24 protein-coding genes and 1 tRNA gene are annotated in these 25,773 nt (G+C 71.5%); 12 read left to right on the top strand and 13 right to left on the bottom strand.

All coding sequences use genetic code 11. The features are described from left to right. Positions 1-2: 2 nt before the first annotated feature. The 4 genes from yidC to AB0N27_RS24360 all read left to right on the top strand — a co-directional run bounded on the left by yidC (position 3) and on the right by AB0N27_RS24360 (position 5,441). A complete protein-coding gene (gene yidC, locus AB0N27_RS24375) occupies positions 3-743 on the top strand; it encodes a membrane protein insertase YidC (protein ID WP_364374023.1) in 741 nt (246 codons plus the stop codon). Positions 744-829: 86 nt separating this feature from the next. After that, the gene (locus tag AB0N27_RS24370; RefSeq protein ID WP_364374021.1) at positions 830-2,248 is read left to right on the top strand and encodes a carbohydrate-binding protein; all 1,419 of its coding nucleotides are present in this window, start codon (positions 830-832) and stop codon (positions 2,246-2,248) included. Between the two features lie 148 nt (positions 2,249-2,396). Beyond that, the gene (locus AB0N27_RS24365) at positions 2,397-3,767 is read left to right on the top strand and encodes a cellulose binding domain-containing protein (protein ID WP_364374018.1); all 1,371 of its coding nucleotides are present in this window, start codon (positions 2,397-2,399) and stop codon (positions 3,765-3,767) included. Between the two features lie 108 nt (positions 3,768-3,875). After that, the gene (locus AB0N27_RS24360) at positions 3,876-5,441 is read left to right on the top strand and encodes a cellulose binding domain-containing protein (protein ID WP_364374015.1); all 1,566 of its coding nucleotides are present in this window, start codon (positions 3,876-3,878) and stop codon (positions 5,439-5,441) included. A gap of 12 nt (positions 5,442-5,453) precedes the next feature. Here AB0N27_RS24360 and AB0N27_RS24355 read toward each other — a convergent pair whose 3' ends face one another. After that, positions 5,454-6,125, bottom strand: a complete 672-nt coding sequence (locus AB0N27_RS24355) for a DedA family protein (protein ID WP_364374012.1) — start codon at positions 6,123-6,125, stop codon at positions 5,454-5,456. A gap of 70 nt (positions 6,126-6,195) precedes the next feature. After that, entirely contained in the window at positions 6,196-6,810 is a 615-nt protein-coding gene (locus AB0N27_RS24350) for a DUF1349 domain-containing protein (protein WP_364374009.1), read from the bottom strand. Positions 6,811-6,873: 63 nt separating this feature from the next. Here AB0N27_RS24350 and AB0N27_RS24345 point away from each other — a divergent pair, with 63 nt between their 5' ends. Beyond that, complete coding sequence (locus tag AB0N27_RS24345) at positions 6,874-8,526, top strand: alpha-amylase family protein (RefSeq protein ID WP_364374005.1); 1,653 nt, start codon at positions 6,874-6,876, stop codon at positions 8,524-8,526. Between the two features lie 43 nt (positions 8,527-8,569). Continuing rightward, positions 8,570-9,328, top strand: coding sequence for a 3-oxoacyl-ACP reductase FabG (fabG, locus tag AB0N27_RS24340; protein ID WP_364374002.1), 759 nt, complete (start codon positions 8,570-8,572; stop codon positions 9,326-9,328). 6 nt (positions 9,329-9,334) lie between these two features. On the opposite strand, the gene AB0N27_RS24335 is transcribed toward fabG, so the two are convergent. The 3 genes from AB0N27_RS24335 to AB0N27_RS24325 form a co-directional block, all read right to left on the bottom strand. Next, positions 9,335-9,751: a hypothetical protein gene (locus AB0N27_RS24335; RefSeq protein ID WP_364373999.1), complete on the bottom strand. Its 417-nt coding sequence runs from the start codon at positions 9,749-9,751 to the stop codon at positions 9,335-9,337. Then, entirely contained in the window at positions 9,744-10,136 is a 393-nt protein-coding gene (locus tag AB0N27_RS24330) for a hypothetical protein (protein ID WP_364373996.1), read from the bottom strand. The genes AB0N27_RS24335 and AB0N27_RS24330 overlap by 8 nt, the downstream gene beginning before the upstream one ends. Before the next feature lie 137 nt (positions 10,137-10,273). After that, positions 10,274-10,636 carry a cupin domain-containing protein gene (locus AB0N27_RS24325; RefSeq protein WP_364373993.1) on the bottom strand — a complete coding sequence of 121 codons (363 nt, stop codon included), beginning with the start codon at positions 10,634-10,636 and terminating at the stop codon, positions 10,274-10,276. 185 nt (positions 10,637-10,821) lie between these two features. On the opposite strand from AB0N27_RS24325, the gene AB0N27_RS24320 reads away from it, so the two are divergent. Together AB0N27_RS24320 and erm are read left to right on the top strand one after the other, a co-directional pair. Then, positions 10,822-11,721, top strand: a complete 900-nt coding sequence (locus tag AB0N27_RS24320) for a Gfo/Idh/MocA family oxidoreductase (RefSeq protein ID WP_364374298.1) — start codon at positions 10,822-10,824, stop codon at positions 11,719-11,721. Between the two features lie 394 nt (positions 11,722-12,115). Further along, entirely contained in the window at positions 12,116-12,913 is a 798-nt protein-coding gene (erm, locus tag AB0N27_RS24315; RefSeq protein WP_364373990.1) for an ErmE/ErmH/ErmO/ErmR family 23S rRNA (adenine(2058)-N(6))-methyltransferase, read from the top strand. 8 nt (positions 12,914-12,921) lie between these two features. Here erm and AB0N27_RS24310 read toward each other — a convergent pair whose 3' ends face one another. After that, positions 12,922-13,113 (bottom strand): DUF2795 domain-containing protein, encoded by a 192-nt coding sequence (locus AB0N27_RS24310; RefSeq protein ID WP_234585931.1) that lies wholly within the window; start codon positions 13,111-13,113, stop codon positions 12,922-12,924. Positions 13,114-13,213: 100 nt separating this feature from the next. On the opposite strand from AB0N27_RS24310, the gene AB0N27_RS24305 reads away from it, so the two are divergent. Next, the gene (locus AB0N27_RS24305; protein WP_364373986.1) at positions 13,214-14,470 is read left to right on the top strand and encodes an erythromycin esterase family protein; all 1,257 of its coding nucleotides are present in this window, start codon (positions 13,214-13,216) and stop codon (positions 14,468-14,470) included. A 66-nt stretch (positions 14,471-14,536) separates the two neighbouring features. On the opposite strand, the gene AB0N27_RS24300 is transcribed toward AB0N27_RS24305, so the two are convergent. From AB0N27_RS24300 to AB0N27_RS24290, 3 genes are all read right to left on the bottom strand, one after another. Beyond that, positions 14,537-16,738, bottom strand: coding sequence for an MMPL family transporter (locus AB0N27_RS24300; RefSeq protein WP_364373983.1), 2,202 nt, complete (start codon positions 16,736-16,738; stop codon positions 14,537-14,539). Further along, positions 16,738-17,325 carry a helix-turn-helix domain-containing protein gene (locus AB0N27_RS24295; RefSeq protein WP_364373980.1) on the bottom strand — a complete coding sequence of 196 codons (588 nt, stop codon included), beginning with the start codon at positions 17,323-17,325 and terminating at the stop codon, positions 16,738-16,740. The genes AB0N27_RS24300 and AB0N27_RS24295 overlap by 1 nt, the downstream gene beginning before the upstream one ends. Before the next feature lie 100 nt (positions 17,326-17,425). Then, positions 17,426-17,860 (bottom strand): helix-turn-helix domain-containing protein, encoded by a 435-nt coding sequence (locus tag AB0N27_RS24290; protein WP_364373977.1) that lies wholly within the window; start codon positions 17,858-17,860, stop codon positions 17,426-17,428. A gap of 79 nt (positions 17,861-17,939) precedes the next feature. On the opposite strand from AB0N27_RS24290, the gene AB0N27_RS24285 reads away from it, so the two are divergent. Then, complete coding sequence (locus AB0N27_RS24285) at positions 17,940-19,457, top strand: MFS transporter (RefSeq protein WP_364373974.1); 1,518 nt, start codon at positions 17,940-17,942, stop codon at positions 19,455-19,457. Next, positions 19,454-20,413, top strand: coding sequence for an ATP-dependent DNA ligase (locus tag AB0N27_RS24280; protein ID WP_364373971.1), 960 nt, complete (start codon positions 19,454-19,456; stop codon positions 20,411-20,413). The genes AB0N27_RS24285 and AB0N27_RS24280 overlap by 4 nt, the downstream gene beginning before the upstream one ends. A gap of 39 nt (positions 20,414-20,452) precedes the next feature. Here AB0N27_RS24280 and AB0N27_RS24275 read toward each other — a convergent pair whose 3' ends face one another. Further along, positions 20,453-21,079 carry a TetR family transcriptional regulator gene (locus AB0N27_RS24275; protein WP_364373968.1) on the bottom strand — a complete coding sequence of 209 codons (627 nt, stop codon included), beginning with the start codon at positions 21,077-21,079 and terminating at the stop codon, positions 20,453-20,455. Between the two features lie 122 nt (positions 21,080-21,201). Here AB0N27_RS24275 and AB0N27_RS24270 point away from each other — a divergent pair, with 122 nt between their 5' ends. After that, complete coding sequence (locus AB0N27_RS24270; RefSeq protein ID WP_364373965.1) at positions 21,202-23,346, top strand: ABC transporter permease; 2,145 nt, start codon at positions 21,202-21,204, stop codon at positions 23,344-23,346. A 52-nt stretch (positions 23,347-23,398) separates the two neighbouring features. On the opposite strand, the gene AB0N27_RS24265 is transcribed toward AB0N27_RS24270, so the two are convergent. From AB0N27_RS24265 to AB0N27_RS24255, 3 genes are all read right to left on the bottom strand, one after another. Next, positions 23,399-24,757: a glycosyl hydrolase family 18 protein gene (locus AB0N27_RS24265; protein WP_364373962.1), complete on the bottom strand. Its 1,359-nt coding sequence runs from the start codon at positions 24,755-24,757 to the stop codon at positions 23,399-23,401. A gap of 161 nt (positions 24,758-24,918) precedes the next feature. Then, a tRNA-Arg gene (locus tag AB0N27_RS24260) sits at positions 24,919-24,993 on the bottom strand. An 81-nt stretch (positions 24,994-25,074) separates the two neighbouring features. Beyond that, entirely contained in the window at positions 25,075-25,770 is a 696-nt protein-coding gene (locus tag AB0N27_RS24255; RefSeq protein ID WP_139586631.1) for a winged helix-turn-helix domain-containing protein, read from the bottom strand. Positions 25,771-25,773 lie beyond the last annotated feature (3 nt).

Below are 25,773 nucleotides of genomic sequence, written 5' to 3'. Positions count from 1 at the left end.
CCATGCTCGCCTTCGCACCACTGCACGACACTGTCGCCGCCGCCGGCGCGGCGCTGTCCTGGCTCACCGATCTGCTCGAACCGCTGGCCGGCGGCATGGCCACCGCCGCCGCCATCGTGCTGTTCACGGTCGCCGTGCGGCTGCTGATCTCACCGTTGACAGTCGCGCAGGTGCGCGGGGAGCGGCGCCGCGCGGCGCTCGCCCCGCAGGTGCGCGAGCTGCAACGGCGGTACGCCGACGATCAGGCGACGCTTCAGCGGGAGGTGTTCACGCTGTACCGCTCGGCGGGCGCCAACCCGATCGCCGGCTGCCTGCCGTTGCTGCTCCAACTGCCGTTCCTGCTGGTGCTGTACCGGTTGTTCAGCACCAGCGAGGGCGGCACGGGGCTGCTGGACGAGCGGCTGGCCGGTGTGCCGCTGGGCCACCACGTCAGCGACGGGTTGACAGGTGCGGCCGGTCCGCTCTTCGCCGTTCTGCTGGTCCTGCTGCTGGTGTTGGCCTGGTGGTCGTCGCGGCGTGCGCGTCGGGCGTCGGCGGCGGTCGGCACGGTGGCCGGTACGCCCACCGAGGGGCCGGGCGCCGCCACGCTCGGCCGGCTGCTGCCGCTGTTGCCGTTCACTACTGTGCTTGTGGCGCTGGTGCTGCCGCTCGCGGCGGTGATCTACCTGGTGGCCACGACCGCGTGGTCGGCGTTGGAGCAGGTGGTGCTCCGTCGGCCGCAGGCGGTTCCGGCAAGCACCTGACAGATCGACGTTGACAACTGTCCCGGCGGGACGTACAACCACTGAGAGAGCGCTCTCTCGACCGTCCCCGCAAGAGAGGCACGTCCATGTCCCCACCTCCGGCGGCCCCCACCGCCCCGCCCGTCCGACGCCGCCTGCTGGCGTCCGCCCTGCTCATCGCCACCACCACCGCCCTGGCCGGCGTCGCCGTGACCGCGCAGGCGGCCGTTCCGCCTCCACCGACCGGCTGGAGCACCGTCTGGAGCGACGACTTCACCGGCGCGGCCGGCACCCTGCCGTCGGCCGCGAACTGGATCATCGACACCGGGCACAACTATCCAGGCGGCCCGGCGAACTGGGGCACCGGCGAGATCCAGACCTACACCGCCAGCACCGCCAACGTCAGCCACGACGGCGGCGGCAACCTGCGGATCACACCACTGCGCGACAACGGGGGCGGCTGGACCTCCGCCCGCATCGAGACCGTGCGCAGTGACTTCAAGGCCCCGGCCGGCGGTGTGCTCGCGATCGAGGGCCGCATCCAGATGCCGAACGTCACGGGTGCCGCGGCGGCGGGCTACTGGCCCGCCTTCTGGGCGCTCGGCGCGCCCTACCGCGGCAACTACCAGAACTGGCCGGGCATCGGCGAGTTCGACGTGATGGAGAACGTCAACGGCATCAACTCGGTGTGGGGGGTGCTGCACTGCGGCGTCGCTCCCGGCGGACCCTGCGACGAGTTCAACGGCATCGGCGCGTCGCGGGCCTGCCCGGGCGCGAGCTGCCAGTCCGCGTTCCACACCTACCGGTTCGAGTGGGACGCCTCCATCAGCCCGCAGCAACTGCGCTGGTACGTCGACGGACAGCTCTTCCACACCGTCACCCAGAGTCGCGTCGGTGAGCCGGCCTGGTCGCAGATGACCTCGCACGCGGGCTACTTCCTGCTGCTCAACGTGGCGATGGGCGGAGCGTTCCCGAACGGCGTGGCCGGCAGTGGTACGCCCACCGCGGCGACCGTCCCGGGTCGGCCGATGCTCGTCGACTACGTGGCGGTGTACCGCCGGGGTGGCGGAACCACCCCGCCCACCACTCCGCCGCCCACCACGCCGCCTCCCGGTGGCACGAGGGACGCGTACGGGCAGATCGAGGCCGAGGCGTTCAGCGCGCAGAACGGTGTGATCGTCGAGGCGTGCGCCGAGGGTGGGCAGAACCTCGGCGCGCTGCGCAACGGGGACTGGGTGCGGTACGACAACGTCGAGTTCGGCTCCACCGGGCCCCGGGACTTCGTGGCGCGTGTCGCCTCCGGGGCGGGCAGCGGGGTGAGCGGCCTGGTCGAGGTGCGGGTGGACAGCCCGACGGCGGCACCCATCGGCAGCTTCGCGATCGGCAACACCGGTGGCTGGCAGAGCTGGCGCTCGGTGCCCGGGAACGTCGGGGCGGTGACCGGGCGGCACGCGGTCTACCTCACCTTCACCAGCGGTCAACCGAACGACTTCGTCAACGTCAACTGGTTCACCTTCCGCCGCTGAGGCGGGCCTGTGCGGGTCTCCCGCCGCGTCGTCGCGCGGCGGGAGACCCAATCATTCGCGTCGGCCTCTGGACAGAAACAGTTAACTGTCTTAATAATTAGCGCCAACGTTGACGTACATGGATGCCCAGCCGGGCGCGGAGGGCCGCATGAAGCCTGCCAGATCCCTTGTCCTGTCCCTGGTCACCGCGGTGGCCGCGACGCTCGGCGCGGCCTGGGTCGCGCTGCCCGCCTTCGCCGCCGGTGCCACCGCCAGCTTCGTCAAGACCGCCGACTGGGGCTCCGGCTGGGAGGGGAAGTACACGATCACCAACGGCGGCGGATCGACGATCAACGGCTGGAGCCTCGTCTTCGACCTGCCCTCCGGCACCACCCTGGGCAGCTACTGGGACGCGACACTCAGCTCCGCCGGTCAGCGGCACACCTTCACCAACCGGTCCTGGAACGGCACGGTCGCCCCGGGCGCCTCGGTCTCCTTCGGCTTCCTGGCCAGCGGCTCCGGCGCCCCGACCGGCTGCCAGCTCAACGGAGCGCCGTGCGGCGGCGGCACCCCGCCCACCACGCCCCCGCCCACCACGCCCCCGCCCACCACGCCACCCCCGACGGAACCGCCCACCGGCGGGCTGCCGAAGCACCTGCTCACCGGCTACTGGCACAACTTCGACAACCCCGCCGTCGAACTGCGACTGCGCGACGTCCCCACCGAGTACGACCTCGTAGCCGTCGCCTTCGCCGAGGCCACCACGACGCCTGGCGCGCTCACCTTCGGTATCGACCCCGGGCTCTCCGCCGCGCTCGGCGGTTACACCGACGCGGACTTCACCGCAGATGTCCGTACCCTGCACAGCCGCGGCCAACGGGTCATCCTCTCCGTGGGCGGCGAGACCGGCCGGGTCACCGTCAACGACGCCGCCTCGGCCACCGTCTTCGCCGACACGGCCGCCACGCTGATCGCCCGCTACGGCTTCGACGGCATCGACATCGACCTGGAGAACGGGCTCAACCCGACGTACATGGCACAGGCGCTGCGCGCCCTGCGGGCCAAGGTCGGGTCGGGTCTGATCATCGCGATGGCGCCGCAGACCATCGACATGCAGAACCCGGCCGGCGGCTACTTCAAGCTGGCGCTCGACATCAGGGACATCCTGACGGTCGTCAACACCCAGTTCTACAACTCCGGGGCGATGCTCGGCTGCGACCAGAACGCCGCGTACGGCCAGGGCACCGTGAACTTCATAGTCGCGCTTGCCTGCATCCAACTGGAGGCCGGGTTGCGCCCCGACCAGGTCGGCCTCGGCCTGCCCGCCGGACCGGGTGCGGCCGGTGGCGGCATCGTCGCGCCGAGCGTGGTCAACGCCGCGCTGGACTGCCTGGCCCGGGGCACCAACTGCGGCAGCTTCCGGCCGCCGCGCACCTACCCCGGCATCCGAGGCGCGATGACCTGGTCGGTGAACTGGGACGTCAGCAACGGCAACGGCTTCGCCCGCACGGTCGCCCCGCACCTGGACACCCTGCCCTGAGCGGCGCCGACGCCCGTACCGGCGTCGGCGCATCACCTGCGCGGCCGGCGCACCACCCGGCCGCGCAGGGCACCATCCCCCCCACCACACCGGTCCCTGGAGGCCACAGTGAAACTCCGATCCCCCCGCGCGGCGACGTTCGCCGTCGCGCTGGCCGCCGCACTGGTGGCGGCCACCGTCGTGGCACCGCCGGCCGCGTCGGCCGCCACCGCCGCCTTCGCCCGCACCAGCAGCTGGAGCAGCGGGTACGAGGCGAAGTTCACAGTCACCAACAACACGTCCACGGCGATCACCTCCTGGGACGTGCAGTTCGACCTGCCGGCCGGCAGCACCGTCGGGTCCGCCTGGGACGCCCAGGTGAGCAGCTCCGGTCAGCACGTGACCGCCCGCAACCTGTCCTGGAACGGTGCCCTGTCGGCAGGTGCGAGCACCTCGTTCGGCTTCATCGTCGCCGGCACCGGTGACCCCACCAACTGCACGGTCAACGGCGCGTCCTGCTCCGGCGGTCCCACCACGCCACCGGGCGCCCCCGGCACGCCCGGCGGCCTGCGGGTCACCGGCACGACCGCCTCGGCGGTATCGCTTGCCTGGAACGCGGTGGGTGGCACGGTGACCGGCTACCGGGTGTACGAGGGCTCGACGGTGCGCGCCACGGTCACCGGCACCTCGACGACCGTCTCGGGCCTGGCCGCCTGCTCGGCGCACAGCTACACGGTCGCCGCGTACAACTCGGCGGGGGAGTCGGCGCGCTCGGCGGCGGTCGCCGCGAACACCACAGGCTGCACCGGTGGCGGCGGTTCGATGGCCGTCGCGCCCTACCTCTACCCGGGCTGGGGTGACCCGCCCGCCCCGGCGACCGTCATGTCGGCGACAGGCGTGAAGTGGTTCACCATCGCCTTCGTGCTCTCCGGTGGCGGCTGCACCCCGGCCTGGGACGGCGGCGGCCCGCTCACCGGCGGCGCGCACGCCAGCACCATCGCGGCGATCCGGGCGGCCGGCGGCGACGTGATCCCGTCCATCGGCGGCTGGAGCGGCAACAAGCTCGGCCCGAACTGCTCCTCGGCCAGCGCCCTGGCCGGCGCGTACCAGCAGGTGATCAACGCGTTCGGGCTCAAGGCGATCGACATCGACATCGAGAACAGCGACGAGTTCGAGAACGAGGTAGTACAGGACCGGATCCTCGGCGCGCTGAAGATCGTGAAGCAGAACAACCCGGGCCTGAAGACGATCATCACGTTCGGCACGTCGACCACCGGCCCGTCGTACTACGGCACCCGCCTGATCAACCAGGCCGCCGCGCTGGGCGCCAACATCGACACCTTCACCATCATGCCGTTCGACTTCGGTGGCGGGGCCAACATGTACCAGAGCACTGTCAACGCCGCCGAGGGGCTGAAGAACACGCTGAAGACGGCCTTCGGCTGGTCCGACGCGACGGCCTACGCCCACATGGGCATCTCCGGGATGAACGGGCTCTCCGACCAGCAGGAGTTGACCACGCCGGCCACCTGGACCCAGATCCGGGACTGGGCGAAGGCGCGTGGGCTGAGCCGGTTCACGTTCTGGTCGGTCAACCGGGACCGGCCGTGCCCGGGCGGGGGAGTCGTCTCCAACTGCTCAGGCATCGCGCAGAACACGTGGGAGTTCACGTCGATCAGCGCGCAGTTCAACTGAGCGCGACGCGGATCAGCGACCGGCGGTCACCGACCGCCGGTCGTCGCGTTCCCGGCGGCGGCGGACCTTACGGATCACCCAGGTGACGAGCATGACCGCGAAGACCGCGACGATCGCGTAGTTGAACCAGTCGCTGTAGCGCTCGACGTTCTGCCAGCGGCTGCCGAGCGCGTAGCCGGCGCCGACGATGAGGGCGTTCCACAGCCCGCTGCCGATCGTGGTGAGCAGGACGAACTCGCCGAGCGGCATCCGGTTGGCCCCCGCCGGGACGGACACCAGGCTGCGGACCACAGGCACCACCCGGCCGATCAGCACCGCCCACCGGCCGTGCCGCTCGAACCAGCGGTCGGCCTTCTCCAGGTCGTCGCGGTCCACCAGCGGGATGCGGTCCAGCCAGCGCTTGAGCCGTTCCTCGCCCAGCGCCGCGCCGAGCCAGTAGAGCACCAGCGCACCGACGAGCGAGCCGACCGTCGCGGCGACCACCACGAGCACGACGTTGAACTGGCCCTCGTGGGCCAGGAAGCCGGCCATCGCCAGCACGATCTCGCTGGGGATCGGCGGGATGATGCTCTCCAGGGCGACAAGCAACGCGACACCGACCGGGCCCATCGCCTCGATCACCGAGGCCACCCAACCGGTCAACCCGGTGAACTCGGACGGATCACCAGTCTGGGCGTACGCCATGGTCGTCCTTCCGGGTCGGCTGTCGGGGATCGGAGGGTGATACCCCGCAGCGCCGGTCCCACACCTGCGCTCAGTGCTCCGGGTGCAGCGCGGTGTCTGCCGGCCCCCGCCGCCAACCGGTGAACACCACGCTCAGGCCGGCGCGGACCGGAGCGCAGCAGAACGGGCCCGCCACGGCCTCGGCCGCCGGGTCCAGTGGGGCGAGCCGGACCAGCTGCCACGGCTCGTCGTCGGCCCGGGCCCGTACGGTGAGCGCGTCGCCGGCCCGGCTGACCCGGACGGTCACCTGCCGACCCGCCCACCTCGGCACGGGCCCCACCGACCAGTCGGAGAACTCCCTGGTCACCACCGCGCCGAGTTGCAGCTCGCCGTCGCTCATCTCGACGCCGGCCTTGGTCCAGGTCCGCTCGTCCACCCGCACCAGCGCGCCGGCCTGGTCGAACTGCCCGCTCAGATCCAGCCGGAAGCTCACCTCCATGGCGCTGCCGACCGGCAGCGGCGCCAGCAGGGCGGGGCCGTTGTCGTGGACGAAGCCGTAGCTGGTCCGCCGCCAGAAGTCGGTCTCCGCGGCGGCCTCGACGACCAACTCGCCGGCCGGGCCCTGCTCGGCGCGCAGCGGCGGGTTCAACCACCGGCCCTGGGACCAGTCCAACGGTTCGCCAGGCGGTACGAGGTCGGTGTTCATGACCGGCACGGTACTTGCCGGATCCGGTTTGCCGTCGTGGTCGTTGGGAGATGTTCCTCAGGCATGGGTGACCGTTGGTATTCCGAAGCCGTCGTCTACTGCCTCGACATCGACACGTACGCCGACTCGGACGGCGACGGGGTCGGTGACATCCGTGGGCTGATCGGCCGGCTGGACTATCTGGCCCGGCTGGGCGTGACCTGCCTGTGGCTGCACCCGATCCACCCGTCACCGAACCGCGACGACGGGTACGACGTCACCGACTTCTACAACGTGGACCCGCGCTTCGGCACCCTCGGCGACTTCGCCGAGCTGCTGCACCAGGCGCAGAACCGGGGCATCCGCGTGATCATCGACCTGGTGGTCAACCACACCTCCGACGAGCACCCGTGGTTCCAGTCCGCCCGCTCGTCGCCGGACTCGCCGTACCGGGACTGGTTCGTCTGGTCCGACACCGAGCCGGACGACAGGCACCAGGGCATGGTCTTCCCCGGCGAGCAGAAGGAGACCTGGAGCTACGACCGGACCGCCAAGGCGTGGTTCTACCACCGGTTCTACAAGTTCCAGCCGGACCTCAACTTCGCCAACCCGCAGGTCCGGGCCGAGGTCAAGAAGATCATGTCGTTCTGGCTCCAGCTCGGCGTCTCCGGGTTCCGGATGGACGCGGTGCCGTTCATCATCGAGCTGACCGAGCCGGGCAACCCGAACTCGCCGAAGGACTTCGAGTTCCTCACCGAGATGCGCCAGCACGTGCAGTGGCGGCGCGGCGACGCCGTCCTGCTGGCCGAGGCGAACGTCGAACCGGACCAGCTCCCGACGTTCTTCGGTGACGGCAGCGGCTCCGGCAACCGCATCCACATGCTCTTCGACTTCATGCTCAACGGCCGGCTCATGCTCGCCCTGGCGCGCGAGGACCCGGAGTCGCTGATCGAGGCACTGCGGGACACCCCGAAGCTGCCCGTCGGAGGTCAGTGGGCCACGTTCCTGCGCAACCACGACGAGATCGACCTGTCCCGGTTGACCACCGAACAACGCAACCAGGTGTACGCGAAGTTCGGCCCGGACGAGAACATGCGCATCTACGACCGGGGCATCCGTCGCCGGCTCGCCCCGATGCTCGGCAACGACAGGCGGCACCTCGAACTGGCGTACGCCCTGCAGTTCTCGATGCGCGGCACACCGGTGCTGCGCTACGGCGAGGAGATCGGGATGGGCGAGGACCTGTCGCTTCCCGGTCGGGAGGCGATCCGTACCCCGATGCAGTGGTCGTACCAGCCGAACGCCGGCTTCTCCACCGCGGACCCGGAGAAGCTGGTCCGCCCGGTGATCGACAAGGGTGAGTTCGGCTACCAGAACGTCAACGTAACCGCCCAGCGCAGCGACTCGAAGTCGCTGCTCGCCTGGTTCGAGCGCATGATCCGTACGCTGCGGGAGGCCCCGGAGATCGGCTCCGGCTCGACCACGCACATCGACGTGGCAATGCCCGCCGGCGTGCTGGCGCACCGGGCGGACGGGCCGACCGGGACCATGGTCTTCGTGCACAACCTCGGCACCGAGGACGTCGAGGTTGACCTGAGCAGCCTGGAGTCGGAGGCCGACATGCCCATCGACGTCCTCAGCGACAGGGGCTACGGCGAGTTGGGCAAGCTCGGTGCGGTGAAGGTCGCCGGGCACGGATACCGGTGGATTCGCCTATGCCGGGGTCGGGGGTTCTGACGCTAAGCTCCTCCGATCACCCCAAAGTTACCCGGAGGTAGTCATGTCGGAGGAGCCCCGCGTCGCCATCGTCACCGGAGCCGCGCGCGGTATCGGCGCGGCCACCGCCCGGCGGCTGGCCGCTGACGGTCTGACCGTCGCCGTTGTCGACATCGAGGAGTCGGCAACCAAGGAGACGGTGGACGCCATCGCGGCGGACGGCGGCCGGGCGCTCGGCGTGGGCGCCGACGTGTCCGACCGGGACCAGGTCGAGGCGGCGGTGGCCCGGATCGCCGCCGAGTTGGGCGCGCCCACAGTGCTCGTCAACAACGCGGGCGTGCTCCGCGACAACCTGCTGTTCAAGATGACGAACGCCGACTGGGACACCGTCATGGGTGTGCACCTGCGCGGGGCGTTCCTGTTCAGCCAGGCCGCCCAGAAGCACATGGTGGACCGCAAGTGGGGCCGGATCGTCAACCTGTCCAGCACCTCCGCGCTCGGCAACCGGGGCCAGGCGAACTACGCCGCCGCCAAGGCCGGCCTCCAGGGCTTCACCAAGACGCTCGCCATCGAGCTGGGGCCGTTCGGGATCACCGCCAACGCGGTGGCGCCAGGCTTCATCGTCACCGACATGACCGCGGCCACCGCCGCCCGGATGAAGGTCGACTTCGAGGACCTGCAGAAGCACGCCGCAGCCGAGATCCCGGTCCGCCGACCGGGCCGGCCGGAGGATGTCGCGCACACCATCTCGTTCCTGGTGAGCGAGGGCGCGGGCTTCGTCTCCGGGCAGGTCATCTACGTCGCCGGCGGCCCCCGGAACTGAGCCTGGTCAGGCGTGGTCGTGGCGGGTGCGCCACAGCCAGAACAGGCCGAGCACCGGCAGCACCAGCGGAATGTAGCCGTACCCGCTGCCGAACTGCGACCAGACCGTCTCGTCGGGGAAGAGTTCCCTGTCGACGAGGCTCAGGACGCCGACCGCGACCACGCCGACCAGCTCCACCGAGCAGCACGCCAACGCGACGCGCCGGCCGGTGTGCCCGGCCCGGGCCAGGCCCACCGCCGCCACGATGTAGATGAGCGCGGCCAGCGCGGACAGCAGGTACGCCACCGGCGCCTCGCCGAACTTCGTGGCGATCTGCAGGCCGGCCCGGCTCGTCGCCGCGATGGCGAACAGCAGGTAGACAGCGATCAGCAGTCGACCCGGGCCGGAGTTCGTGCGGGGCCTGGCCGTTTCGGTCTCAACCACCGAGCACCTCCCAGGTCTGCTGCAACCGGACCACCACCACCGGGGCCACCAGGCAGACGGCGCACACGATCGCCGACCCCCAACGGGTCGGCTCCATCCGGGCCAACACCCAGGCCAGCGGCGGCAGGCAGACAAGCGTGACCAGGTAGCCGAAGAAGGCACCGGGCTCGCCGGGCCGATCTCCGCCGCCCACCGCGACGAGCGCCAGCACGCCCAGCACGAGCAACGCCACCTCGAGGACGGCCAGACCGACGAACTGCCCCCGGTCCGGTGGCCGGTGGCGTACCGCCGCCACCAGCGCCCACGCCGCGACGAGCAGCGACAGCACGATCGGCACGGTCGCGACGATCCCGTCCACAGGCGAGTCGGCGCCCACGCCGGTCACCGGACCCACCCGGTCGTTGCCTCGGTCACCGGCACAGCCTACTAACCGTCGTAGTAAAGGCGTGCCCTGCCTCTCCGCGTGTGACGCGCGCCGTCGAGGTGCCGTGTGCCGCAAGTCCTCCGCTTCCCGGATTGGCGTCAGTCGCCTGCCTGCAGCCAGTAGACGGAGACGGCGAGGAGCGGTTCCGGTCCGTCGTTCCTGATCTGGTGCGGCACCGTGCTGTCGAACGCCGCGACGTCGCCGGCCCGCAGGACGTCCGTCCGGTCGGCGAACGTCAGGGTTCCGGTACCGGACACGATGATCCACACCTCGCGAGACCGATGGACGTCGAGGTCGTTCGAGGTGCTCGGGGCGACCGACCAGCGGGCAACCTCGAACGGGGCGGGCGCCGTCGACGGGAACGGCAGCAGGGCGCGGTATACGGGACCGCCCTCGGTGAAGTCGTACCAGTGCTCAAACGTCGCGACACCGCTGGTGATCGCTGGATCGGTGCTCGGCATGTCGTCGAGACTGCCTCGCCGCACCAGGTGCGTCTGGCGGCAATCGGACCCGGCGCTACCGGGATCAGACCAGGGTGGGCTGCTTCGATTGGTTGAACCCGCCGCCGTCACGGCCGCCTGTGCGACTAGCGTGGATCACGTCCGTGGCGTTGCCGCGGGCGGGGGAGACAGCGGAGGTACACGTGCTGCGATTCGGGTTGTTCGGCACCGGTCACTGGGCGATCGAGACGCACGGCAAGGCGTTGCACGCGCACCCGGACGCGGAACTGGTCGGGGTGTGGGGGCGCAACCCGGAGCGGGCCTCCGCGCTCGCCGAACGGTACGGGGTGCCCGCGTACGGCGACGTGGACGCGCTTATCGAGCAGTGCGAGGCGGTGGCCGTGGCGCTGCCCCCGGACATCCAGGCCGACATCGCGGTCCGGGCCGCCTCCGCGGGCCGGCACCTGCTGCTGGACAAGCCGCTGGCGCTCAGCGTCGCCGACGCCGACCGGGTGGTCGCCGCCGCCGAGGCCTCCGGGGTCGCCTCGGTCGTCTTCTTCACGCAGCGGTTCCAGCCGAACGTGACGGCGTTCCTCGCCGCCACCGCCGCGGTCGGGGGCTGGCAGCACGGGCGGACCGTCGCCTTCGCGTCGATCTTCCAGGACGGCAGCCCGTACGGCGGCTCGCTGTGGCGTCGGGAGCACGGGGCACTCTGGGACATCGCCCCGCACGCGCTCTCCATCCTGCTGCCGGTGCTGGGCCGGGTGACCCAGGTCGCCGCGATGGACGGGCCGAGCGGGATGGTGCACCTGCTGCTCACCCACGAGGGCGGTGCCACGAGCAGCGCCTCGCTCTCCCTGGACGCGCCACAGGAGTCGATGACCCGCGAGTTCGTGTTCTACGGGGAGAACGGCATCGAGACCGTGCCGTACGGCGAGAACGACGCCGCGACCGCGTTCGGCGTGGCCATCGACCAGCTCGTCGAGCAGGTCCGTGCCGGCACCCGTGACCACCGCTGCGACGTGCGGTTCGGCCGCGAGGTGGTCACCATCCTCTCCGCCGCCGAAACCGCCCGCACCGAATCCCGCACCATCCCCCTTCCGTAACCCCAACCAACCCCGGTCGGGAGGGGTGGGAGGAAATCGGTGGGGACGGGGGAGTGGGATCGGTAGGGTGGCGGGCATGTTCACGCATGCCCTGATCGAGGGGGTCGGTGCGCCGGCCGCCCGGGGTGCCCTGCTGGTGTCCCGTCCGCGAGTCCGGCGTCCGGCCCTGGCCGGCTGGGACGCAACCTGCCGCTGATCGGTCCATCCTCGCGGTGAGTCGGGGCCGTCGCCCCAACCCCGCTGATCTTCTGCAACGGCACGAGGCTGTCGCCTCGTCGTCGCGTACCCGTGCCATCGTCCAGGGCCGTCCGAGTCCCGATCCACTCGGACAGGCCCGGAATCCCGGCTGCCTGTCCAGCCCGTCGCCGAGTGGCGACAGACAGGACGACGACCCGTGGCGCCCCGCAACATTCGACGGACCGGACATGACAGGTCCCGTCGCGTACTCAGCCAGAACTTCCTCACCGACCGGGCCGCCGTCGCGCGGCTGGTCCGCGTCGCCGACCCCGACCCCACCGGGCTCCTGCTGGAGGTCGGCGCCGGCCGCGGTCAGCTGACCCGGCCGCTCGCCGCCCGCTGCGGGCGACTGACGGCGTACGAGGTGGACCCGGCCGCTGGCCGGGAGTTGGCCGCCGTCTGCGCGGCCCTGCCGAACGTCGAGCATCGGCAGGCCGACTTCCTCGCGGCGGAACCTCCACCGGAGCCGTTCGCGGTGGTCGGCAACATCCCGTGGTCGCTGACCTCCGCCGTGGTGCGCTGGTGCCTGGCCGCGCCCCGGTTACGTTCGGCGACCCTGCTCACCCAGTTGGAGTACGCCCGTCGGCGCAGCGGCGACTACGGCAGGTGGACCCGGCTCACCGTGCAGACCTGGCCGGAGATCGAGTGGCGGCTGGCGGGGCGGGTGCCGCGTACCGCGTTCCGGCCGGTGCCGGCTGTCGACGCCGGGATTCTGCGCATCGAACGGCGGCCTGAGCCGCTGCTGTCGGCGGCGGCGCTGCCGGCGTACCGGAGGCTCGTGGGGTGGGGTTTCGAGGGCCTCGGCAGTTCCCTCGACGCGACCCTGCGCCGGCACCACCCGCCGGCCCGGGTCGCGGCAGCCCTGCGGGCGACGCGGATCGCGCCGCAAACCCCTGTGGGGTACGTCTGGCCGGAACAGTGGCTGGTGCTGTTCCGGCTGCTGCACGCGCGGTGAACCGGGCGTCAGGCGAGGGTGGTCAGCGCCTCGCTCAACTCGGCAGGCGACTCGAACTGCTCCGCCGGCAACGCCTGCAACATCTGCAACATGGCCGTGCTGGCCCCGTTCTCCTGCCCCCAGCGGACGAGGTCCTCACGGGAGACCGGGTAGTCGAGCCCGGCCAGGTACTCCTGCAACTGCACCCCGGTGACGGTCATGCCGGTCGGCTACCCGCTCGGACCACACGTACACGCCGACGGCGTGTCGCCGGGCGGCGCGCCGACGGTTTGTCGGCGCGAGCGCCGGGTAGCCGCTGCCATGCTGGTTCAGCGGCTCGGCGCGCCGAGCGACTTCGACCCGTTGCTGGAGCGCGTCCGGGACGCCCGGGTGGTGATGATCGGGGAGTCCACCCACGGCAGCTACGACTACTACCGGCTGCGCGAACAGCTCACGCGCCGGCTCATCGCGGAGTGCGGCTTCTCGTTCGTGGCGGTGGAGGGCGACTGGCCGGACTGCGACCGGGTGCACCGGTCGGTGACCGCCTCGCCCGGCGGGGCCCACGATCCGCAGACCGCGCTGGAGGGCTTCGAGCGCTGGCCGACCTGGATGTGGGCGAACGCCGAGGTGTCCCGGTTCTGCCGCTGGCTGCGCGCGTGGAACCTGGAGCGGCCGGACGGTCAGCGGGCCGGGTTCCACGGCCTCGACGTGTACAGCCTCTGGGAGTCGATGCAGGCGATCTTCGACTATCTGGGGGAGGAGGATCCGACCTCGCTGGAGGCGGCGCAGGACGCGTACCGGTGCTTCGAGCCGTACGGCAAGCGGGTCGAGGAGTACGGCGCGGCCAGCCGGTTCGTCTCCGCGCGCTGTGAGGAGGAGGTCGTCCGGCTGTTGGCCCGTACCCGGGAACAGGCCATGTCGGACGGCCCGGACCGCTTCTCGGCCTGGCAGAACGCGGAGGTGGTGGCCGGCGCGGAGCGCTACTACCGGGCGATGGTGGCCGGTGGGCCTGACTCGTGGAACATCCGGGACACGCACATGCAGGACACGCTGGACCGGCTGCTCGACAGGTACGGCCCGGACGCGCGGGGAATCGTCTGGGCGCACAACACGCACGTCGGGGACGCGCGGGCCACCGACATGGCCGCCGACGGGATGGTCAACATCGGTCAGCTGGCGCGGGAGCGGCACGGCGACGATGCCGTGGCGCTTGTCGGGTTCGGCAGCTACCGGGGCACGGTGATCGCCGCGCCGCGGTGGGGCTCGCCGTCGGAGGCGATGGTCGTCCCGCCGGCCCGGAAGGGCTCGGTGGAGCGCCTGTTGCACGAGCTGATGCCGGAGCGGGCGGTGCTGGTCTTCGGTGGCGACGACCAGCCGGGGTGGGTCACCGGGACGGCGGACCACCGGGCGATAGGGGTGGTCTACGACCCGTCGTTCGAGTCCTGGGGCAACTACGTGCCCACCCGCCTGGGTGAACGCTACGACGCCTTCATCTGGTGCGACGAGACGACCGCCCTGCACCCGCTGCCCGTCCCAGCCGCCGCCGGTGAGATGGAGACGTACCCGGCGGGCGTCTGAGCACGGTCCGGACGTGACGAAGGCGCGGCGCCCGAGCGGACACCGCGCCTTCGTTCGTCTACCGGGTCACACCCGGGTCGGAGTGTGGCCCTCCAGGTGGGTGCGCAGGCCCTCGCCCTCGATGTCGACGTTCGGCAGGGCGCGGTCGAGCCAGCGGGGGAGCCACCAGGCGCGGTCGCCGAGCAGGGACATCACCGCCGGGACGATTGTCATCCGGACCACGAACGCGTCGATGGCCACGCCGATGGCGAGCGCGAAGCCCATCGACTTGATGATCGGATCGTCGAGGAACACGAAGCCGCCGAAGACGGACATCATGATCAGCGCGGCGGCGGTGACCACCCGGGCACCGTGGCCCATGCCGCTGATCGTGGCCTCGCGCGCGGTGTCGCCGTGCACGAAGTCCTCCCGCATCCGCGACACCAGGAACACCTCGTAGTCCATGGCCAGCCCGAACAGGATGCCGATCAGCAGGATGGGCAGGAAGCTGACCAGCGGCGCCGGGGTGTCCAGGCCGACCAGGTCCGCCAGGTGGCCCTGCTGGAAGATCGCCACGGTGATGCCGAACGTGGCGGCCACGGTGAGCAGGAAGCCGAGCGCCGCCTTGAGTGGCACCAGCAGCGAGCGGAACACCAGCATCAACAGCAGCACCGACAGCCCGACGACCAGCAGCAGGTAGATCGGCAGGGCGTCGGAGAGCTTCTCGGAGACGTCGATGCCGATGGCGGTGGCACCGGTGAGCAGCACGTCGACGCCCTGGACCCCGCCGACCGCGTCGCGGACCTCGTGCACCAGGGTCTCGGTGGCCTCGTCGGTCGGGCCGGTCTTCGGCACCACGCCGAGCAGCGCCGTCCGACCGTCCGGGCTGAGCTGCGGCGGCGCGACCGCGAGGACGTTGTCGGTGCGCTGGATCAGCGCGGTGACCTGCGGCAGCGCGGCTGCGGTGGCCTGCGCGTCGTCGCCCGCCACGACCACCGCGAGGCGGCCGGTGAAGCCCGGACCGAAGCCCTCGGTGGTGAGGTCGCTCGACACCCGGGCCGCGGAGCCCTCCGTCGCCGTGCTGGCGTCCGGCAGGGCCAGCCGCATGTCCGGCGTGGGCAGCGCGAGCAGCCCCAGGCCGAGCAGCGCGACCAGGATGACCGGTACGCGGAAACGGGTCACGAAGCGTGCCCAGCGGAAGCCGAACCCGGAGCGGTCCTCGACCGGCAGCTTCTCCTCGCCCACCGCGTCGCCCGGGGCTGCGGCGTCGACGGCCGAGCGCAGCCGGCGCGGGAGCACCCGGTTGCCGGCGAAGCCGAGCAGCGCGGGCTGGAGGGTGATCGCCACGAGCACGGCGATGGTGACCGTGGCGGCGGCGGCGAGACCCATCACGGTGAGGAACGGGATGTTGACCACGGCCAACCCGGCGAGGGCGATGACCACCGTGGCACCCGCGAAGACCACGGCGGAACCGGCCGTACCCACGGCCCGGCCGACCGCCTCCTCGGGGGACAGGCCCTCGAGCAGGTTCTGCCGGTGCCGGGACGTGATGAACAGCGAGTAGTCGATGCCGACCGCGAGACCGAGCATCAGCGCCAGGATCGGCGCCGTGGTGGTCAACTCGATGGCACCGCTGAGCGCGTACAGGCCGGCCATGCCGACGCCCACGCCGATCAGCGCGTTGAGCATCGTCATCCCGGCCGCCACCAGCGAACCGAAGGTGATGATCAGGACGATCGCGGCGACGAGCACGCCGAGCGCCTCGGTGGAGCCGATCTCCGGCTCGCCACCCAGCACCTCGCCGCCCGGGGCGACCTGCCAACCCTTCGCCTCGACGGCCGAGCCGACCTCCTCGTACGCGGTGCGCTGCTCGTCGGTCACCTCGTCGCCACCTGTGGCGAACTGGACCTGGATCAGCGCGTACCGGCCGTTTGGCGAGACCGCGCCGGCCTGGAACGGGTCGACGGCGCCGACCACGCCGGGCAGCGTGGCGGCCTGCTGGACCAGCTCCCGCACCACCGCCTGGCCCTCCGGCGTGGCCAGTTGGCCGTCACCCGGTGCCTTGACCGCGATGGTGCCGGTGGCCCCGCTGGCGGCCGGGAACTGCTCGGAGAGCAGGTCCAGCGCCTGCTGGCTCTCGGTGCCCGGCATGGTGAAGTTGCTCGCCGTCGGGCCGCGCAGGGTCGCCGCGGCGATGCCGGCGCCGACGAGTACGACGAGCCAGAGCGCGACGACGAGCCGTCGCCGGCGCAACGCGCCCCGGCCGAGCCGGTAGAGCAGGGTGGCCATCAGGATTCCTTGTCCTCGGTCGTGGGTGTTTGGGGCTGGGGTGCGTCGACGGGTTCGACGGCCCGCCGGACGAGGGTGAGCAGGGCGGGGCGCAGGTCGTCCTCGGGCACGTCGACGAACTCGGCGCACGCCTCGGAGATGCCGGCCAGCAGCACCAGCGCGGCGATCTGGGCGCTCGGCCGGTCGGAGTACCCGGCCAGCGCGTTCCGCAGCCGGTCGGAGATCTCCTGGATGTGCGTGAAGGCCGGCTGGCACAGCAGCTCGGGGAACTCGCCGCGCAGGACCGCGATCTCCCGGCGGAACCGGACCGCGAGATCGACGAAGCCGGTCGCGGCGACCTCCTGGGCAGCGGCCCCGGTCAGGCCGGCGAGCTTGTCGTCGAGGGACTGCAACATCGCGATGGCCGGGGCCATCAGCTCGGCGAGCAGGGCTTCCTTGTTGGCGAAGTGGTAGAGAACGCTGGCCTTGGAGACGCCGACCTCGCGGGCGATGTCCTGCAACGAGGTGCCCCGGTAGCCGGTCACCGCGAACTGTCGCGCCGCGGCGGCGAGGATCTCGCCGTGTGTCTCGGACACCGCTCTTGCCATCACCGGTCCACCTCCGTGGACCAGCATGCCTGACCGATCGGTCAGAGCCTGACCGATCGGTCAGAAAAGGCTGGTGGCGTTCCCCACACCACCTAGTGGTTTAGCCGGCGTGTTCGGCGTCGTACCTGGTCCGCGCCTCGGCGATGGCCCGGCGGTGCCGCTCGGCCCAGCTCGTCAGCGCGACAAGCGACTCGTACAGCTCCATCGCCATCGGGGTCGCCGTGTACTCCACCTTCGGGGGGACGGTCGGGTAGACCGTGCGGTGCAGGAGGCCGTCGCGCTCCAGGTTGCGCAGGGTCAGCGTGAGCATCCGGCGGCTGATGCCCTCGATGTGCCGCTCCAGTTCGGTGAAGCGCACCGGGCCGTTCGACGCGGCCACCAGGATGCCGATGCTCCACTTGCCGCCGACCCGGTCCAGCACCTCGCGGACGGTGCACGCCCGGGTCTGCCCGGGGGTGAACGGCACGTTCCCGGCTGCGCAGGTGAACTCCGCCCCGACCTGCGCGGACACATCGCTGTTCCTCTGGGACATCACAGTGCCTCCTTCCGCTCCGCCTCATGGTCACAGACGATGACGCCAGTAACAAAGCGTGCACCAAGGAGGAGGATTCTCGATGGACCGTACCGCCCCGGCCCGCTGGCCGGCCCTGCTCGTGCTCTGCGCCGGCAGCCTGATGATCATCCTGGATGGCAGTGTCGTCTCGGTGGCGCTGCCTGCCGTCCAACGCGACCTGGGTTTCACCGCCGCAGGCCTGGCCTGGGTGGTCAACGCGTACCTTGTCGCGTTCGGCGGGCTGCTGCTACTCGCCGGACGCCTCGGCGACCTGCTCGGCCGGCGCCACGTCTTCCTCGCCGGCGTCGCCCTGTTCACACTGGCCTCACTGGCCTGCGCGGCGGCCACCGGGCCGGCGCAGCTCATCGCCGCGCGCTTCGGGCAGGGCGTCGGCGGCGCGCTCGCCATGGCCGTCAGCCTCGGCATGATCGTCCGGCTCTATCCCGAACCGGCCGAGCGTGCCCGCGCCATCGCCGTCTTCAGCTTCACAGGCGCGGCCGGTGCGTCGGTCGGCACGGTGGCCGGAGGCGTGCTCACCGAACTCGCCGGCTGGCGCTCGATCTTCCTGGTGAACCTCCCGATCGGGGCGGCGATCCTGCTCGCGGCCATCCGCCGGCTCCCCGCCGAACGGGGCATCGGCCTGCGGTCGGGCCTCGACGTGCCCGGCGCGCTGCTCGCCACCGCCGGCCTGATGACAGCCGTACTGGCCATCGTGGGCACCGGCGAGCACGGCTGGACCAGCCCGCGGACCCTCGGCGCGGCGGCGCTCGCGGCGCTGCTGCTCGGCGGCTTCGCGGTACGCCAGCGGACGGCGGCCACCCCGCTGCTGCCGGGCCGGGTGTTGCGCGTGCCGGGCCTGGTCGCGGCGAACACCGTGCAGTTCCTCATGGTCGCCGCGTTCTTCGGCTTCCAGTTCCTGCTCGCCGTCGAGCTGCAACTGGTGCTCGGGCTGGACGCCGCGGCGACCGGCTGGGCGTTCCTGCCCACCCCGGTGGTGATCGCGGTGATCTCGCTCGGGCTGGCCGGGCGGCTCATCGCCCGCTGGGGTGCCCGCAGCGTGCTGCTGGCCGGGCTCGGCCTGGCGACAGTCGGCTTCCTGCTGCTCGCCCGGCTGCCCGCCGACGGCCGCTACCTGGCCGACGTCCTCCCCGCGATGGTGATCTTCGGGGTGGCCGGCGGCCTGACCCTGCCGGCGGTCACCACGCTGGCCATGGCCGGTGCCACCGATACGGATGCCGGGCTCGCGTCCGGGCTCGCCAACACCACCCAGCAGGTCGGCGGGGCGGTCGGGCTGGCCGCGTTGGCCACCCTGGCCGCCGCCCGCAGCGACGTCCTCCGGGCCGGTGGCTCGGCCGAGACGGCCGCCCTGGCGGCCGGCTACCGGACGGCGTTCGCCGTGGCCGCCGCCCTGGTGGTCGCCGCGCTGCTGGTGGCGCTGGGCACGCTGCCGCGACGGCAGGCCGGCCCGCTGACCGACGCCGATGCGCCGGCCGGCGACGGCGGGCACCGGAAACAATCCGGCTCGGAACAACGCGCCCGGTTGACCGACGACGCCGGGGCCGAGAGGGTGATCGGATGAGCGAGGCTGACGAGACCCGCGACGGGGTGGCCCTGACCAACCTGGACCAGCCCCTGTCCGACACCGCCGACGCGACCAAGCGCGACCTGGTCGACTACCTGGACGCGGTCGCGGACCAGATCCTGCCCCAGTTGCGGGACCGGCCGCTGTCGGTGATCCGGGTCCGCCCCGGCCAGCCGCCGTTCATGCAGAAGAACCTTCCCCGGTACACCCCCGACTGGGTGCGTCGGGTGCCGATCTGGGCGGAGGCGTCGCACCGGGAGATCTCCTACGCCCTCTGCGACGACAGGCGCACCCTGCTCTGGTTCGCCAACCAGAGGGCTGTGGAGTACCACCCGACTCTGAACACGGTCGCGGACCAGCACCGCCCGACCCACCTGGTGCTCGACCTGGACCCACCCGAGGGTGGTGGATTCTCCGCCGCGGTCGCCGCCGCGCTGCTGGTCCGCCAGGCGCTCGCCGACGCCGGCCTCTCCGGGGCGGTCAAGACCAGCGGCGCCAAGGGCGTGCACGTCTTCGTCCCGCTGGCCGGCGACCCCGGCGCCGAGGAGGTGGCCGCCGCCACCCGGGCGCTCGCCGTCCGCGCCGAACGGATCGACCCCGCGCTGGCCACCACGGCGTACATCAGGGAGGAGCGGGGCGGCCGGGTCTTCGTGGACGCCACCCGGGCTGGCGGCGCGACGGTGGCGGCCGCCTACAGCCCACGGCTGCGCCCCGGGGTGCCGGTCTCCTTCCCTGTCGACTGGGCCGACCTGACCGAGGTGAGCCCTGCCGACTTCACCATCCGGACCGTGCCGTCGCTGCTGGCCGGCGCCGACCGGTGGGCGGCAGCGATGCCGGCGCCGCAGCCGCTCCCCGAAGACCTGGTGGCGGAGGGCCGGACCATCCCGGTGGCCCGGGTGCAGGCCATGCACGAGGGCAAGCGCCGGGCCCGCGCCCGCCGCGAGGCCGGGTGAACGGCCTCGGTGATCTCGTACGCGGGCAGGGACGTGCGCTCAGCGGTCGGCTCGGCGTGGCCGGCTGACGGGAGCGCTGAGCATGCCGGTGATGGCGTCGACGAGGAAGTCGCCGACCTCGGGCCATCGCGGGTCTTCGCCGTCGCGTTCGGCGCGTGCCTCGACCTGCGCCGTCGCTGTGCTGACGATTCGGGTGATCAGGCGCGCCCGGCCGGCGACCACCTCCGGGTCGAGGTGCCGTAGCCGCGCGGCCAGTGAGTCGCGCAGCTGCAGCGCCTGTGGCGTGGTGTCCTGTGCCTCCCGCATGATCGGCTGGGTGGCGGGGTTGTGGAGTACGTGGTCGAGGAACCGGGCCCGCCAGCTCGGGCGCGGCAACTGGTCCAGGACCCGCATGCTCGGCTCCACGAGACCACGGATGTCGCCGAGGACGGAATCCTCGGCTGGGGGCATCCCCTCGCGTTGTTCCGCCACCTCGCGCACGTGGCGGGTCATGAGCGCCTTCAGCAGGCCCTCGCGCCCTCCGAAGTAGTACCGCACCGCCGAGTGGTTGGTGTTCCCGGCCGCCTCGGCCACCCGGCGGTCGGAGATCTCCGCGACTCCCGACTCGGCGAACAGCCGCTCCGCCGCGTCCAGCAGCGCGGTGCGGGCCGCCTCGGACCGCCTCATGCCCGGCCCCCTCGTGTCTTCGCCCGACTGTGACTCAGGTCAACCTAGCCGGATTCCCGGTCCCGGCCTTCGCCACCTACAGTTTGTAAGTCAACTGGCGTACAAACTGGTCTGGAGAGTGCATGGATACCGAAGCCGTGATCGAGGCTGCCGACGTGGTGGACGGCCGCCCGCCCGGCGCGGACCGCAAGGAACAGATCATCCGGATGGTCGCCCTGTTCGTGATGCCGTTCCTCATGGTCACGATGATGTTCGCGACCTACATGTCGACCATGCACTCGCCGCACCCCAGGGACATGCCGGTAGCGGTCGTCGGCAGCGGCGCCACGGCGCAGGCCGTCGTCGACGGGCTCAACGCCGCCCCGGGTGACAGCACCGAGGCCACGCTCGTGGCCACCCGCGACGACGCGGTCGACCTGCTGCACGACCAGGAAGCCGCAGGCGCGCTCGTGCTGCCCACCGCCGGCACCGCCGACGCGACGATCCTCACCGCCTCGGCGGCCGGAGCCTCACAGAACGCCACGGTCCAGCAGTTGCTCGCGCCGGTGGCCGTCCAGAACAGCTGGCAGAACACCACCGAGGACGTGGCACCGCTGCCCGACGGGGACCGGGCCGGCATAGCGGTCCTGTTCGCCGCCATGGGCATGATGCTGGCTGGCTACGTGCCGCTGAGCATCATGGTGATGGGCGTACCCCACCTGCTGCGGCTGCGACGGTTCCTGCCCGTACTGGCCGGCTGGTCCGCGGTCACCAGCTCGATCATCTGGCTCATCCTCGGGCCGATCGTGGGCGCCGTCGACGGCCACTACCTCACCTTCCTCGGCGTCGGCACGCTCGCCACCGCGGCCGTCGGCCTGGCCCAGCTGCTGCTCTCCAAGCTGGTCGGGCCCCTGGCGGTGCTGCCGGGCATGCTGCTCTGGGTCGTGTTCGGCATGCCCGCGTCGAACCTGGCGCTGTCCGTGCACAACATGCCCGGGTTCTTCCAGTTCCTGCACGGCGTGCTTCCGCTCCCGGCGGCAGGTGAGGCGCTGCGCTCGGTGCTGTACTTCGACGGCAACGGTCTGGGCACCCACCTGCTCGTCCTGGCCGTGTGGATCGTTGCCGCCCTGGCGCTCTGCCTGCTCAAGGAGCGCAGCGCGAGCGGCAACGTCATCCCCGGCGTACCGCCGATCCCCGACCCAGACGCGAAGGCCCCGGCCCTCGCCGGCGGGCCCCCGCGCTCCAAGCGATTCCGGTACGTGGCAGCGGCCGGCTTCCCGCTGGCCATCCTCGTGGTCGTCGTGGGCGCCATGGGATTCTCCATGCACAAACCGCAACCGCACGACATCCCTGTCGTCGTGGTCGCCGCCGCCCCGGGGCAGGCTCAGCAGACCGCTGCCGGTCTCAACGCGCAGCTTGACGGCATCCTCGACGTGACTGTCGCCGACACGGTGGACGAGGCCACCAGGCAGATCCGTGCGCGGGACACCGTGGCGGCCTTCGTCCTGCCGTCGGCACCCGACACCCCGGCGACGCTGTACTCGGCATCCGCCGCCAACGCCAGCCAGCAGTCCACGATCCGCTCGATCTTCCAGCCGATCGCCGCGGCCCAGGACCTTCCGCTCACCGTGACCGACGTGCAGCCCCTGAGCGAGACCGACACCGGCGGCAGCAACAGCATGTACGTCGGCATGTCCTGGATCATGGCCGGCTTCCTGTTCCTCGCCGTCCTGCGCGGAGGCGCCCCGCACGTACGCCGCCTGCCCCAGTTCCTGCCCCTTCTGGGCGGCTGGGCGATAGGCATGTCCGTCTGGTTGTGGTTCCTCTTCGACGTGCTCATCGGCGCGATCAGCGGCAACGCCCTGGAGATGATCGGCTACGGTGCCCTGACCATCTTCTCGGTCTCCCTGGCCACCGGCGTGCTCACCCGTACCGTGGGCCTGGCGGGCATCATCCCGATGATGGTGGTGCTGATGATGGCCGGCGTGCCCGCCTCCGGTGGTGGCATGTCGGTGTACCTGGTCCCTGAGGTGTTCCGCCCCCTCCAGGAGGTGCTGCCGCTGCCCGCGGCGGTCGACATCGCCCGATCACTGCGGTATTTCGACGGCGTCGGCGTCGGGCAGAACCTGCTGGTCATCGCCATCTGGGGCGCTGTCGGCCTGGTCCTGAACCTCGTGATCGACACGTGGCTCAAGCGCCGCGAGCGACGCTCGGGTGCCGACGGCGGCCCGGATGCCACCTCGGCGCCGGACACGCCCCTGAGGCTGGTGCCGGCCGACGCGCACTGAGCGGCACCGAAGCCCACCGCCGATCCTTCCGGGTCGGCGGTGGGCTTCTCGCTCAGCGCCCCTGCAGGCGCTTCACGTTGTCGCCGAACGTCCAGCCCTTCGACCCGTCCCAGTTCGCCGACCAGGTCATCAGACCCTTGAGACCGGGTACGGAGTTCCACGCCTGCGTGACAAGCGACGTCGACAGGTAGCCGCCGCCCGCGCCGATCTGCGCGGGCAGGCCCGGGACCTGCTTGTCGTACGGCACCCGGATGGTGGTGCCCTGGATGGTCAGGCCGTTGTTCAGGCACTGCGTCTGCACCGTGAAGCCCTGCACCGTGCCGGCGGGGTACGAGTCGCCGGCGCAGCCGTACATGCTGCCGTTGTAGTACTGCATGTTCAGCCACCACAGCCGGCCGTTGTCCACGTACTTCTTGATGATCGGCAGGTACGACCCCCAGATCGAGCCGTAGACGACGCTGCCGCCTGTGACGTAGGCCGTCTCCGGCGCCATGGTCAGGCCGAAGTTCGAGGGCATCCGGGCCAGCACCCCGTCGATGATCCGGATCAGGTTGGCCTGTGACGTGGACAGGGTGTTGATGTTGCCGCTGCCGGTCAGGCCGGTCTCGATGTCGATGTCGATGCCGTCGAAGTGGTAGGTCGTCAGGATCGGCACGATCGTGGCGATGAACCGGTCGGCCACCGCGCTGGAACTCAGGTCGATGCCCGCGGCGGCCCCGCCTATCGACATCAGGATGGTGGCGCCTGCTGCCTTGGCCTGGCACATCTCGGCCGGGGTGGCCACCTTGACGCCGGCGTCCATGCCGTTCTCCCAGAGCACCGTGCCGTCCGAGCGGATCACCGGGAAGGCAGCGTTGATCACGTTGTAGCCGTGCTGGCCGAGCCGGCTGTCGGTGATCGGGATCCAGCCGAGGCCGGGGTGTACGCCGTTGGAGGCGCCGTCCCAGTTCTCCCAGTAGCCCTGGAGCACCTTGCCGGTCGGTCGCGACTTCACCGCGCAGGTCCCGCCGGTCGGCGGGGGCGTGGTGGGCGGGGGCGTGGTGGGCGGGGGAGTGGTCGGCGGTGGGGTGGTGGGTGGTGGCGTGGTCGGCGGCGGTGGGGTGGTGGGCGGTGGGGTACTGCCGGAGCACGCGCCCAGGTCACGCCACAGCGACGGGGTCGAGGCCGGGTTCCAGCCGGCGCCGGGGTGGGCGGTGTGGGTGACCAGGGCCTGGTAGAGCCGGCCGCCGTAGGTGACCTGGGTGCCCGCCTGGTAGGTGGTGCCCTCGGCCCAACCCGGCGCCGTGCAGGCGACCATCGCGACGGCGTCGGCCGAGGACACGGCGGCCATGCTGCTGGGGACGAAGGCGACGGCGGCCGCGACGGTCATCGCCGCCCCGGCCACCACTGCGAGGATCCGACGGCTTCTCATGGCTCACTCCCCAGGCATCGACGACCCGCGACCTCCACATATTGACGTTCGTGACGCCTATTAGCAAGGGTTGTTTACAGATCCGGGGAAGTGGACGCGCACACGAACAAGGCCCCTGACCGGTGTTCCCGGTCAGAGGCCTCTGTCGTGCCGATCGTGTCTGGTGCCCCCGGCAGGATTCGAACCTGCGCCCCCGCCTCCGGAGGGCGGTGCTCTATCCCCTGAGCTACGGGGGCTCAGCGACTGGAGAAGACTAGCAAACCTCCTCCTGGAACACCGAATCGGTATCGGTGCCCCGATCGTGTCGCTGGCCCCGGTCAGGCGGCGGCGATCACCCGGCCGCAGCTGGGCAGCGGGTGCAGGACGATCCGTCGCGGGAGCCGGCGCGGCCACTCGTTGCGCGGCCAGGAGCCGTCCACGATCAGGTGCACCGTGCGCTCCTCCTCGCCGCTGAGTCGCAGCACGAAGTCGCGGGGGAGCGGCGGGTCCACGGTCGGCGTGGTGATCATGAAGCGCACCCGTCCGCGGGACGACACGGCGGAGATCACGTCGGCCGCCGGCATGGTCCCGCGCAGTCGTACCCGCCCGATCCAGTAGACCTCGGCGAGGTGCTCCTGGGCGGCCCGGGTGATCGCCGGATACTCGCTGCGTACCCACCGCTCGACCGCGCTGACGCAGAGCCCGCAGGCCCGTTCGCGGGGCTCACGCGGACCCAACCCCCAGGCCCGCAGGTACGCCCCGACCGCGCCCGCGTCCAGCGGCAGGTCGAACCGGCGCTGGATGAGCGTGGTGAGGCTCTGCCGCGTCCACAACTCCTCGTCCAGGCCGAACTCGTCGGGGTGGACGCCCCGCAGTACGTCGATCAGTTCGAGTTCCTGTTCGCGGCTGAGCATTCCCGGCTCGCCCTGCCGCTGTCCGCGACGGACGGCTGCCACCGCCCCGTCACCGCCGATGGTGTGGCGTCGGCACCAACTGGTGACCGAGCGCCGTGCGTCTCTGAGTGCAACCCCCACGTC

The organism is Micromonospora sp. NPDC093244 (assembly GCF_040683695.1).
Taxonomy (GTDB): domain Bacteria; phylum Actinomycetota; class Actinomycetes; order Mycobacteriales; family Micromonosporaceae; genus Micromonospora.
This window is presented reverse-complemented; position numbering and strand designations above follow the sequence as displayed.